The sequence below is a fragment of the Parvibaculum sp. genome (assembly GCF_030651915.1).
Taxonomy (GTDB): domain Bacteria; phylum Pseudomonadota; class Alphaproteobacteria; order Parvibaculales; family Parvibaculaceae; genus Parvibaculum.
Map to the genome: position 1 here is coordinate 325437 of NZ_JAUSBV010000008.1, position 12519 is coordinate 337955.

Consider the following 12519-nt stretch of genomic DNA (forward strand, 5'->3'; position numbering starts at 1 on the left):
GCCGCAACTTACATTCATTCCATGTTCCAGACCTTTGACGACACCGCCAATCCCGCCCTCGGCATCGACCGCGCCGCGAAGCTGCGCGCCGAGTTGAAACGCCGTGGGCTCGACGGCTTCCTGATCCCCCGCGCCGACGAGCATCAGGGCGAATATGTGCCGCCCCATGCCGAAAGGCTGCGCTGGCTGACCGGCTTCAACGGTTCGGCGGGGCTTGCCATCGTGCTGATGGACAAGGCCGCGATCTTCATCGACGGGCGCTACACGCTGCAGGTGCGCGCGCAGGTCGATATCGACACCTTCGTGCCGCAACACCTGATCGAGGAGCCGCCATCGCGCTGGATCGAGGAAAATCTTCCGAAGGGTGCGCGGCTCGCCTATGACCCGTGGCTGCACACGATCGACGCAGTGGCCCGTCTCAGAAAAGCCGCAGAGAAGGCCGGTGGCCAGCTGGTGCCGGTCGATGCCAATCCGCTCGACACGATCTGGCTCGATCAGCCCGATCCGCCGACCGCGAAAGTGGTGCCCCATCCGCTCGCCCATGCGGGCGAACCGGCCGCCGATAAGATCAAGCGGCTGGCTTCCGAATTGATGAGCACGGATGCCGATGCGGCGATGCTGACCATGCCGGATTCGATCGCCTGGCTCTTCAACATCCGCGGCGCCGACGTGCCGCATACGCCGCTGCCGCTTTCCTTCGCGCTGCTGCATGAAGACGGCCATGCCGAACTCTTCATCGACGACCGCAAGCTCGACGATGCCGCCCGCGCCCATCTCGGCAATGTGGTGAGCATCCGCCCGCGCGACGATCTCGGCAAGGCGCTGGACGAACTCGGGAAGCAGAAAAAGACCGTGCTGGTCGATCCGGCAACCTGTGCCGCATGGATCGACGATCGGCTGAAGAGTGCCGGCGCCGAGGTGAAGCGCGGCAGCGACCCCTGCGAATTGCCGAAAGCCTGCAAGAACGCGGCGGAAGTGGCCGGCGCCCGCGCCGCGCATCTGCGCGATGGCATGGCGCTGGCGAAGTTTCTCGCCTGGCTCGCCCGCGAGGCACCGAAAGGGAATGTCGACGAAATCACGGCCGCGCGCCATCTCGAAGGCTTCCGTTCGGCCGGCGGCGAGCTGAAGGACCTCAGCTTCGACACGATTTCGGGCGCCGGCGCCAATGGCGCCATCGTCCATTACCGCGTCACCGAGGGCACCAACATGCCCTTGAAGCCCGGCGAGCTTTTCCTGGTCGATTCCGGCGCGCAATATATCGACGGCACCACCGATGTGACGCGCACGGTCGCCATCGGCGCGGCCAGCGCCGAGCAGCGCGACCGCTTCACCCGCGTGCTGAAAGGCCATATCGGCATCGCGACCGCGCGTTTCCCGGAAGGCACCTCGGGCGCGCAGCTCGATGCCTTCGCGCGCATGGCCTTGTGGAAATCCGGCCTCGACTACGATCACGGCACCGGCCATGGCGTCGGCAGCTATCTCTCGGTGCATGAAGGGCCGCAGCGCATTTCGAAAATGGGCCATCAGGCATTGAAGCCCGGCATGATCGTTTCGAACGAGCCCGGCTACTACAAGCCCGGCGGCTTCGGCATCCGCATCGAAAATCTCTGCGTCGTGACGCCGCCGCAACCCATCGAAGGCGGCGAGCGCATGATGATGGGCTTCGAGACCCTGACACTGGCGCCGATCGACCTCGCGCTGGTCGAGAAGAAGCTGCTGACGGCGGAAGAAGTCGAATGGCTCAACGCCTATCACGCCCGCGTCCGCGCGGCGCTGACGCCGGGAATGGACGCGGATACGAAAGCCTGGCTCGAAGAGGCGACGCGGGCGATTTGAATTCCACCGTCATTGCGAGGAGCGCGTGAGCGCGACGAAGCAATCCATATGTGGACGGCCCCCTGCTTGCAAGAGGTCAGGCATGTTTGGATCGGATCGCTTGCGTCCATATGTTCGGCCTGTTTGATGCGGTCACGCTGAACCGCTGGCCAAGATGGTTTTCCCGACGGGAGTTCCACACAGAAGGGCGACGTCGAGCGCCACTGGATTGCCCGGAGTATCTCCTGTCTCGGATCGACCGATCCGCCATCTGCCTGTTCGTCTTGCAAGGTCCGGTTCGGACGAGAGAGCGGGCCTGTTGCCGCGTCGTCTCGCCGGTCTCGATGTCGGGTCAGGCGGCGGTTGGTTGCATCGCGTGCGGGCTGTGCCTCCCGTTATAGGTCTCGCCGGTTGTCATCAGCTTCCAGGCGATGCGGGCGATCTTGTTGGCCAGCGCCACGGCGGCGAGTTTGGGGGGCTTGCGCTTCAGGAGCGCGACGAGCCAGGGCGAGGGCTGACGGCCGGTGCCGCGCCGGACCTGCCAGATCACGGCGGTGGCGCCGACGACCAGCAGACTTCGCAAGGTCTCATCGCCCGCCCGCGTGATCACGCCGAGCCGCGTCTTGCCGGCGGTTGAGTGATCCCGGGGCGTCAGCCCGATCCAGGCCGCAAACTGGCGGCCGGAGCGGAAGGCGTGCGGGTCGGGCACCTTCATCGCCAGCAGCGAGGCCGTGACCGGTCCGATGCCGGGGATCCGGGCCAGACGCCGGCTCAGTTCGTTGGCGCGGTGCCAGGCCATCAGCCGGGCATCGGCCGCCTGGAGGCGGGTCTGGAGGTCGGCGTAGGCCGCGGCCTGCTCGGCAAACAGCTCGCGGGCCAGCGCCGGCAGCGTCTCGTCCGCCTGCAGGCGCTCCAGCAGCGGCTCGATCTTCGCCGCCCCCTTGGCCGCGACAACGCCGAACTCCGCCGCGTAGCCGCGGATCGCATTGGCAAGCCGCACCCGCTCGCGCACCAGCCGCTCGCGCAGACCCGCCAGCATCAGCGCTGCCTGCGCTTCCGCGCTCTTCACCGGCACGAAGCGCATCGACGGCCGGCTCATCGCCTCGCAGATCGCCTCGGCGTCCGCCGCGTCGTTCTTGCCGCGCTTCACATAAGGCTTCACATATTGCGGCGGCAACAAAACCACTTCATGGCCCAGCGCTTCGAGCGTCCGCGCCCAGTGATGCGCCGCGCCGCAGGCCTCGATCCCGATCCGCACCCGATCGAGCCGCGAGAAAAACGCCTCAACCTCCCGACGCCGCAGCTTCTTGCGCAGCACCGCCTCCTCCGACGCATTCACGCCATGCAACTGAAAAACACTCTTGGACGTATCAATGCCAACGCGGATAAGCTTCTCCATGGGCGGCTCCCTTTGCTTGAGGAAATCAACGACCTCACTCTGGCACACATGATGCCGTCGGGGGCCGTCCACCCCATCAGAAGCGGAAAACTCGGAGCCTGCCGCTTCTGGATTGCTTCGCTTCGCTCGCAATGACGAGGAATTTTTACTTGCTGGAAAACCGCAACCCCTGCCGCAGCTTCAGCGGCAAGCGCTCGTAAAGCGTTTTGAGCGCCGGGCGCAGATGCGCGGCGTAAAGATGGGCGGCATAGCCGCTCCAGCCCAGCACGAAGCCATAATCGCGCACTTTGACGCGGCGGTTCGACCAGGCGAGCTTGTAGTCGTCGGCGGGCGGCAGCGGGTCGTATTCGCCGACATCCGGCGCCTCGACGCAGGAGCGGATCGTCAGTTCGGTGACGACGAAGCCCGGACTGTGTTTGGCGAAGTCCGGCGCAAAGGCACCCATGAAGGCATAGTGAATGCCGCCATGGCGGAAGCCGATTTCGATGGCCGCCGTTTCGCCGCCGACCGCAAGATGCGAGACGACAAGCCCCGAACGCAAGCCGGCGTCGCCGGCCAGTTCCGCCAGGCAGGCTTCGAGCCGCGTGTCGATGAAGGCGCGGCCGAAATGGCCCTGCCGGTCGAGCCAGGCGCGCTTGAAGCCAAAAGCGGCGGCGACCAGCGCCTGCGCCTTGTCGCCCGGTTCGAGCGTTTCGAACTGCATGCCGCCCATGCTTTCGAACTTGCGGATGCGTTTGGCATTGCGTTTGGCCTGCGGCCAGCCGGCCTGCGCGAAGGCCTCGGCATTTTCGAAGGGCGAATGGTCGAGCGCCGGCGCTTCCTGCGTGACGCCGATCTTGCGGCCGCGCCGGCCCGCCCAGCGCGCCACGGCGCTGTCGGCGCGCACGCCGCAGAGATGCAGAAAGGAAACGTCGCCCCAGGCGCCGATTTCGCGGAAGGCCGCTTCGATCCAGCGGTCGCGATCGGGGCCCGCCTCGACGACGACATCGCCATATTGTCCGATCGGATCGCCGGCCCATGAAGCAACGCCACCCAGCGCCGTCTGCCGCACCGCCAGCGGCCAGACCAGAACCAGCCGCCCGTTCTTGCGCAAGGTGACGAGGCGCAGTTCGGTGCGCGCATCGCAGAAATGCCGCGCCCAGACGAGATGCAGATCGCAGGACTGGAAGGCCGTCGCCGTGGCCGAGGCGCGCGCTTCGAGCGCCCGCCATTCGGGCGCCATGGCGCGCACGGCCTCGGGCGAGCGGAGGGTCGAAAGCGCGACGCCGCGCGCCTCCCGTGCCTCGGCGCGCTCGTCGGCCGTCGCCGTGCCGATCAAGCCGGTCGCATAGAGCAACGGCTCGAGCAGCGCCACCTCATGCAGGATCAGCAAGGCTTCCATGAATTCCCCAAACGCGCGCGGCCGGAACCCGGCATCGGCGCCGGGGACCGTAAACAGCCGATTTTCGCCCGGATTTGGTTAAGAACGGCTGACCGTGGGGCACGGAAAAGGGCTCAGGAACCGGCCATTTCCATCCATTCGTCCTCGGTGATCGTCTCGATGCCGAGTTCGGCCGCCCTGGCGAGCTTGGAGCCCGCCCCCGGCCCATGGACCACGAGGTCGGTCTTGGCCGAGACACTGCCGGCGACCTTGGCCCCCATCTGCTCGGCCCGCGCCTTGGCCTCCGAGCGGGTCATCCGCTCGAGCGAGCCGGTGAAGACGACGGTCTTGCCGGCGATGGGGGAGCCCGCCTCCCGCTCCGGCAGCGGCACGCCCTCGACGCCGGCCTTGCGCAAGCCCGCCAGCACTTCGCGATTATGCGGCTCGTCGAAGAAATCGGTAAGCGCTTCGGCCAGCACCTCGCCGATGCCGTCGATCGACAGAAGCTCGCTCCAGGCGTCGCCGTCGCGGCTGGCGGCGGCGCGCATCTGGGTCTCGAAATTGTCGAGCGTGCCGTAGCTGCGCGCCAGCAATCGCGCATTGGTCTCGCCGACATGGCGGATGCCAAGCGCGAAAATCAAGCGGTCGAGATCGACCTTGCGGCGCGCCTCGATCGCCTCGAACAGGTTGCGCGCCGAGGTTTCGCCCCAGCCTTCGCGGTCCTTCAGCTTCTTGAGGCTCCTTTTGTCGCGCGCCTCGAGCGTGAAAATATCGTCGGGCCGCGCGATCAGCCCATCGGCATAAAAAGCCGCGATCTGCTTTTCGCCGAGGCCCTCGATGTCGAAGGCATTGCGCGACACGAAATGCCGCAGCCGTTCGACCGCCTGGGCCGGGCAGACCAGACCGCCGGTGCAGCGCCGGTCGACATCGATCTTGCCGGTCTTCGGATTGACCTCGCGCACCGCATGGCTGCCGCATTCGGGGCAGGTTTCGGGAAAGACGAACTTCTTCTTGCCGCGCGGCTTGTCTTCGACCACGCGCACGATCTGCGGAATGACATCGCCCGCCCGCTGCACCACCACCGTGTCGCCGGGGCGGACGCCGAGACGTTCGATCTCGTCCTGGTTGTGCAGCGTTGCATTCGACACAACGACGCCGCCCACCGTCACCGGCGCGAGCCGCGCCACCGGCGTCAGCTTGCCGGTGCGGCCGACCTGGATTTCGATCTTCTCCAGCACCGTCATTGCCTGCTCGGCCGGAAACTTGTGGGCAATCGCCCAGCGGGGCGAGCGCGAAACGAAGCCGAGGCGGTTCTGCCAGTCGAGGCGGTCGACCTTGTAGACGACGCCGTCAATGTCGTAGCCAAGGCCCGCGCGGCTTTCCTCGACCTCGCGATAGAAGCCGATCAGCTCCTCGATGCTGTCGCAGCGCCGGAACAGCGGATTGACCGCAAAGCCCCATTTGTCGAAAGCCTCGATGACGCCTGCCTGCGTATCGGCCGGCAGCGCCGACACCTCGCCCCATGTATAGGCGAAGAAACGCAAGGGCCGGCTGGCGGTGATTTTCGCATCGAGCTGGCGCAGCGAGCCCGCCGCCGCATTGCGCGGATTGGCGAAGACCGGCTTTCCCGCTTCCTTCTGCCGTTCGTTGAGCGCGGCGAAATCCTGATGGCTCATATAGACTTCGCCGCGGATTTCGACGACATCGGGGATGTTCTTTCCCTTCAGCGCCTTCGGCACGTCGACGATGGTCTTGAGGTTTTCGGTGACGTTCTCGCCTTCGCGGCCATCGCCCCGCGTCGCGCCGAGCACGAATTTTCCCTTTTCATAGCGCAGCGCCGCCGACAACCCGTCGATCTTGGGTTCGGCGGTGACGGCCAGCGTCTCGTCTTCCTTCAGATTGAGAAAGCGGCGCACGCGGGCGCAGAAATCGCGCACATCGTCGTCGTTAAAGGCATTCGACAAGGACAGCATCGGCACCTTGTGGACGACCTTGCCGAAACCTTCGGCCGGCGCCGCGCCGACGCGCTGCGAAGGGCTGTCCTCGCGCACCAGCTCGGGATAGCGCTGCTCGATTTCCTCGTTGCGCCGCCGCAGCGTATCGTAATCGGCATCCGAAATTTTCGGCGCGTCCTTGCGGTGATAGAGCTCGTCATGGGTGGCGATCTCGGCCGCCAGCCGCGCCAGCTCCTCCACCGCCTCTTCCATGGTGAGCTGCGCGACGGGCTTCAGTTCGGCGCCCGTACCGGCCTTTTCGGCGCCGCGTGTCACGGCTGGCTCCCGATCAGCCGGTCGGCGGCGGCACGCGCCTCGTCGGTGACGGTGGCGCCGGCCAGCATGCGGGCAATTTCTTCGCGGCGTTCGCCGGCATCGAGCGTTTCGATCCGCGTCGCCAGCCGCGCCGATTTGGCCGCGCCATTGGTGGCGCTTTTCGAGATCCGAAAATGATGCCGGGCCAGCGCCGCCACCTGCGGCGAATGGGTGACGACGATCACCTGCGCGGCCTTGGCCAGTTCGGCGAGACGCCGGCCCACCGCTTCGGCCACCGCGCCGCCGACACCTGAATCGACCTCGTCGAAAATCAGCGTCGGCGCGCTGCCGCGCGAGGCGAGCGCGACCTTCAGCGCCAGCACGAAACGCGACAACTCGCCGCCGGAGGCGATCTTGATCAGCGGCCCGAATGGCGCGCCGGGATTGGTCGAAATCAGGAAGGAGACGCGGTCGATGCCCTCCGGTCCGCCCTGCGCTTCCGGCAGCACATCGATTTGCGTCTTGAATTGCGCCTTGTCGAGTTTCAGCGGCTTCAGCTCCTTCGCCACTTCCTTGTCGAGCTTCGCGGCGGCCTTTTGCCGCCCGGTCGACAATGCCCGCGCATGTGCCGCATAGGCGGTCGACGCCGCCTCGGCAACCTTGGCGAGCGCCGCGGCGCGCGCCTCGCCGCCTTCAATATCGGCAAGCTGCGCCCGGAGCTTGTCGGCCAGTGCGGCGAGATCGTCAACGGCGACATTGTGCTTGCGCCCTGCTGCCCGCAGCGCGAAGAGCCGCGTTTCGGATTTTTCGAGCCGCGCCGGATCGAACTCCATCGCCCGCATCGCTTCGGCGATCCGCTCGCGCGCATCGGCGGCCTCGTTGAGCGTCCGTTCCAGCGCTTCGATCGAGGCATCGAGCCGCCCGCCGGCCTGTTCGGCGACGCGCGCCAGCCGCCGGAGCGCCACATTGAGGCGCGCATCAAGCCCGCCATCGCCGCTCAAGGCCTCATCGGCCTCGATCAGATCGGCGGCGATCTTTTCGGCATGCATCATCAGCGTGCGCTCTTCGGCCAGCGCCGTTTCCTCGCCGGGCCGGGGCGCAAGTTCGTCGAGCTCGCCGACGACATGGGTCAGGTAATCCTGTTCGGCCTTGGCCCGCGCCAGCAGCGCCACGTGGTCGGCAAGCGCGGTGCGGGCTTCGGCCGCCGCCGCATGAAGCTTGCGCGCCTCGGCCACCGCGCCCTCAAGGCCGCCAAAGGCATCGAGGATCGCCCGATGGCCGGAGGCATCGAGCAGCCCGCGCTCGTCATGCTGGCCGTGGATCTCGACCAGCGCGTCGCCGAGCTGGCGCAACAGCGCGATGCTGACCGGCTGGTCGTTGACGAAAGCGCGCGAGCGGCCGTCGCGCGTCTGCACCCGGCGCAGAATGAGATCGCCCTCGGCATCGAGACCGTTGTCGCGCAGCGTGGCGCGCGCCGGATGCGTGGCCGGCACATCGAAAACCGCGGTGACGCTGCCTTGTTCGACGCCCTGCCCGACAAGCCCGCTATCGGCGCGCGCGCCGATAGCCAGTCCGAGGGCATCGAGAAGGATCGATTTGCCGGCACCGGTCTCGCCCGTCAGCGTGCACAGGCCCCGGTCCAGCACCAGTTCCAGTCTATCGATGAGAACGATGTCGCGGATCGACAGGGCGGCGAGCATCAAACGCGCCTTATGGCTGAGTTAGAAGACCGATGTGACCGACTGCCAGGCCCGGCTGATCCAGGAGTCCTTGTTTTCGACCGGCTCGAGACCGTAGCCCGCGAGCAGCGCGTAGCTGTCCTCGTACCACTCGCTGCCGGGATAGTTGTAGCCGAGGATCGCCGCCGCCGTCTGCGCTTCGGTCTGGATGCCGAGCGCCATATAGGCTTCGGTCAGGCGCTCCAGCGCCTCGGGCGTGTGGGTCGTTGTCTGATAGCGCTCGACAACGACGCGGAAACGGTTGATCGCGGCGATGTAGTCATGCCGCTTGAGATAATAGCGGCCAATTTCCATTTCCTTGCCGGCCAGATGGTCCAGTGCGAGTTCGACCTTCAACCGCGCATCGCGCGAATACTCGCTGGCGGGAAAGCGGCGCACCAGTTCGGTAAAGGCAGCCACCGCATTCTCGGTCATCTTCTGGTCGCGACCGACATCGGAAATCTGTTCGTAATAGCTGAGACCGATCAAGTAGTAGGCGTAAGGGACGTCCCTGTTGCCGGGATGCAGCGCAATAAAGCGCTGCGCATTGAGGATGGTCTCGTCGTACTGGTTGACCTTGTAGTTGGCATAGGCGCTCATCAGCATCGAGCGGCGCGCCCATTCCGAATAGGGATGCTGGCGTTCGACCTCGTCGAACTCCTTGGCCGCCGGGATGTAGCGGCCATCCTCCATGTGATCCATCGCCTTGTTGTAGATCTGCTCGACCGCGCGCTCCTCATAGGGCACTTCGTCGCTGGCGCAGCCGCCGAGGGCGGCGATGGCAAGCACGGCCATACCGGTCAGCGCATGGCGCAGGCGGAAGGCGGACCGGGCATTGCGGAAAGCAGGCAGGCGGGCAGAACTCATGCGGGCAACGTCCATTTCGTTCGATATTCCGGCGGGGCCGCAGCGCAAGGCGCGACTCGCCCCGCCAAGGCACAATCCCTGTCTGTTTCTATCTCAAGAAGCGCTGCGAGACCATAGCGGGCACGCGGCCGGTCGGGCAAGACGCCGCCGGCACGCGGGGCCGCTCATGGCCCGATTCCACTGGATTTTTGGGGTCGTCCGGGAAGGATCGGCGCTCAGTCGGCGGTAATGGCCACGAGGGCGTGTTCCGCCGCATAGACCGGGGACGACGCTTCGACAAAATCGACCACTTCCCAGGCCGTATCGTCGGCCATCAGCGCCCGCAGCACCCAGTTGTTCATGGCATGGCCGGAGCGCGCGCCCTCATAGCGGCCGATCAGCGGCAGCCCCGACAGGGCGAGGTCGCCGACGGCGTCCAGAACCTTGTGGCGCACGAACTCATCCTCGTAGCGCAAACCCTCCTCATTGAGGATGTTTTCGCCATCGATAATGATCGCGTTGTCGAGCGATGCGCCCTGCCCAAGCCCGGCAGCACGCAGCTTCTCCTGATCCTTCAGGAAACCGAAGGTCCGGGCGCCCAGGATGTCGTCGGCAAAGCAGGGATCGTACAAATCCGCCTCGATCGCCTGACGGCCGATCACCGGATTGTCGAAATCGATTTCGAAGGCAAGACGGAAACCGTCGCCCGGCAGAAGCGCGGCGCGCTTCGCGCCGTCTTCGACGATGACGGGCTTCAGAACACGAATGGCGCGGCGCGGCGCGTCCAGCGCCGTCAGGCCGGTTGCCTCAATCCGTTCGACGAAAACCTCGGCGCTGCCATCGAGAACCGGCACTTCCTCGCCGTCGATCTCGATCAGGACATTGTCGATGCTGAGGCCCGAAAGCGCGGCCATCAAATGTTCGATCGTGCCAACCCGCGCGCCGGCTGCATTGCCGATCACCGTCGACATCGTGGTCTCGACGACATGGTCATGACGCGCCCGAATGTCGGTCGCATCGCGACCACCCACGAGATCGATGCGACGAAAAACGACGCCATGGTCGGCGTCCGCCGGATGCAGCATCATGTGAATGATCTTGCCGCTGTGAAGGCCCGCGCCTTCAATGGCAACAGGCGCCGCCAGCGTCATCTGTGGATATGGCAGCGCGGCCGCGCGCCGCTGGCGCCGGACCGTTTCCAGCATGATGGTCTCGAACTCGGATTTACGCACTTGAAACACCTGAGAAATCCCCCAAAGCTCCACCGCCCCATCCGGCTGGCTTCGGCTCGGTTCTAGCAGTGTCTCAAAATCGTCTCAAATAACAGTTCTTTACTGAATGTTACGCGCCGAAAACGAGCGTTAACCGTTTGACAGAAAAAAGAAAACCCGCCCGCCGGCACAGTGGCCAAAACGAGCGGGTTTACCACATAAAGCTGCCCCGAATGAGCGGGACAGCCGTTCTTCAGTTGGCCTGGCGACGCAGGAAAGTCGGTATCTCGAGCTGCTCTTCTTCATAGGAGGGTTGGACGAGACGGCTTTCGGTCGCAGGCGACAGGCTCTCCTGCGGCCGCTCCGCCGGAGCCGGACGAACGGGCTCCTGCTTACGTTGGGCAGCGACCGGCTCGCGGCGTTGCGGCGCCGGCGCCTCCGGCGTTTCCACCTTGCGCCGGCCGCCGGTCAGGCGTTCAAAGAAGCCCGGACCCTTTTTCGGGGCACGGGACTGCTGCACCGGCGCCGGCTTCTGACCAAGAAAGCCCGGAATATCAGCCTTGCCGGTCTGCGCCCGGTCGAGATCGCCCGGAATGAACGGATGCGATTTTGCCTCGGCGCGAACCGCAGCGGCCGGAATGACCGGCGCCTCCACGTCGCCCCGCGACGCCGGCTGATGCCGGGGCTCGGGCTTGTGAATGATGACCTCGGCTTCATAGTCGGCCAGATCATAGTCCCGGCTGGATGACATGGCCGGCTCGATGCCGAGATCGGCCTGCACCGCAGGCGCCATCCGTTCTTCGATGTGCTCGACCTGCGTCTGAACCGGATTGGTCACATGCGCGGTCAACGCGACCGGTTGCATGGCGGCAGGTGCCATGCGGTTCTGTGCGACAACACGGATCTGCGCTGTCTGCACATCGGGGCGCGCCAGCGTCGCCCCCTCCGCCTCGATGCCCGTCGCCACGACCGAAACGCGCATCCGGCCGTCGAGCGAACTGTCGAAGGTCGAACCGACGATGATATTGGCGTCGGGATCGACTTCGGAGCGGATGCGATTGGCCGCCTCGTCGACTTCATAAAGCGTCAGGTCCATGCCGCCTGTGATGTTGATCAGCACACCCTTGGCACCCTTCATCGATACTTCGTCGAGCAGCGGGTTGGAAATCGCCGCTTCCGCCGCTTCGATTGCCCGGTTCTCGCCCGAAGCCTCGCCGGTCCCCATCATCGCCTTGCCCATCTCGTTCATCACGGTGCGCACATCCGCGAAGTCGAGATTAATGAGACCGGGCTTCATCATCAGGTCGGTGATGCCGGCAACGCCGGAATGCAGCACCTGGTCGGCCATGCCGAAAGCGTCGGCAAAAGTCGTGTTCTCATTCGCCACCCGGAACAGGTTCTGGTTCGGGATGATGATGAGCGTGTCGACATATTGCTGCAGTTCGCAAATGCCTTCTTCCGCAAGCCGCATCCGCCGCGAGCCTTCGAACTGGAACGGCTTCGTGATGACGCCGACCGTCAGGATACCGTGCTCGCGCGCCGCCCGTGCGATGACGGGCGCCGCCCCGGTGCCGGTACCGCCGCCCATACCGGCGGTGATGAAGACCATGTGCGCACCCTGCAGATGCTCGACGATCTCATGCAGTGCTTCCTCGGCCGCCGCGCAGCCGACTTCCGGACGTGAACCCGCGCCCAGACCCTCGGTGATTGATGCCCCGAGCTGGATACGCCGATCGGCCGAAGACAGGGCCAGCGCCTGCGCATCCGTGTTGGCGACGACGAAGTCGACGCCCTCGAGGCCCGCTTCGATCATGTTGTTGACCGCATTGCCACCAGCGCCGCCGACGCCGAACACGGTAATTCTGGGCTTGAGTTCCTTTTCCTTAGGAACCGAAAGTTTGATGCTCATGTCAGCCTCCTG

At 65.5% G+C, this 12519-nt stretch carries 8 protein-coding genes; 1 reads left to right on the forward strand and 7 read right to left on the reverse strand.

Going from position 1 to position 12519, the window contains the following annotated elements; all coding sequences use genetic code 11:
- Positions 1–21: 21 nt before the first annotated feature.
- Complete coding sequence (locus Q7V31_RS13045) at positions 22–1836, forward strand: aminopeptidase P family protein (RefSeq protein WP_304734945.1); 1815 nt, start codon at positions 22–24, stop codon at positions 1834–1836.
- 331 nt (positions 1837–2167) lie between these two features.
- Here the strand turns inward: Q7V31_RS13045 and Q7V31_RS13050 are convergent, their stop codons facing one another.
- The 7 genes from Q7V31_RS13050 to ftsZ form a co-directional block, all read right to left on the reverse strand.
- Positions 2168–3214 (reverse strand): IS110 family transposase, encoded by a 1047-nt coding sequence (locus Q7V31_RS13050; protein WP_304734946.1) that lies wholly within the window; start codon positions 3212–3214, stop codon positions 2168–2170.
- Between the two features lie 145 nt (positions 3215–3359).
- Positions 3360–4595, reverse strand: a complete 1236-nt coding sequence (locus Q7V31_RS13055) for a GNAT family N-acetyltransferase (RefSeq protein ID WP_304734947.1) — start codon at positions 4593–4595, stop codon at positions 3360–3362.
- 113 nt (positions 4596–4708) lie between these two features.
- Positions 4709–6781, reverse strand: coding sequence for an NAD-dependent DNA ligase LigA (gene ligA, locus Q7V31_RS13060; RefSeq protein ID WP_304735133.1), 2073 nt, complete (start codon positions 6779–6781; stop codon positions 4709–4711).
- Between the two features lie 59 nt (positions 6782–6840).
- Positions 6841–8523, reverse strand: a complete 1683-nt coding sequence (gene recN / locus Q7V31_RS13065; RefSeq protein ID WP_304734948.1) for a DNA repair protein RecN — start codon at positions 8521–8523, stop codon at positions 6841–6843.
- 21 nt (positions 8524–8544) lie between these two features.
- Complete coding sequence (locus Q7V31_RS13070) at positions 8545–9408, reverse strand: outer membrane protein assembly factor BamD (protein WP_304734950.1); 864 nt, start codon at positions 9406–9408, stop codon at positions 8545–8547.
- 215 nt (positions 9409–9623) lie between these two features.
- Positions 9624–10619: a UDP-3-O-acyl-N-acetylglucosamine deacetylase gene (gene lpxC, locus Q7V31_RS13075; protein ID WP_304734951.1), complete on the reverse strand. Its 996-nt coding sequence runs from the start codon at positions 10617–10619 to the stop codon at positions 9624–9626.
- Positions 10620–10851: 232 nt separating this feature from the next.
- Positions 10852–12507 (reverse strand): cell division protein FtsZ, encoded by a 1656-nt coding sequence (ftsZ, locus tag Q7V31_RS13080; RefSeq protein WP_304734952.1) that lies wholly within the window; start codon positions 12505–12507, stop codon positions 10852–10854.
- Positions 12508–12519 lie beyond the last annotated feature (12 nt).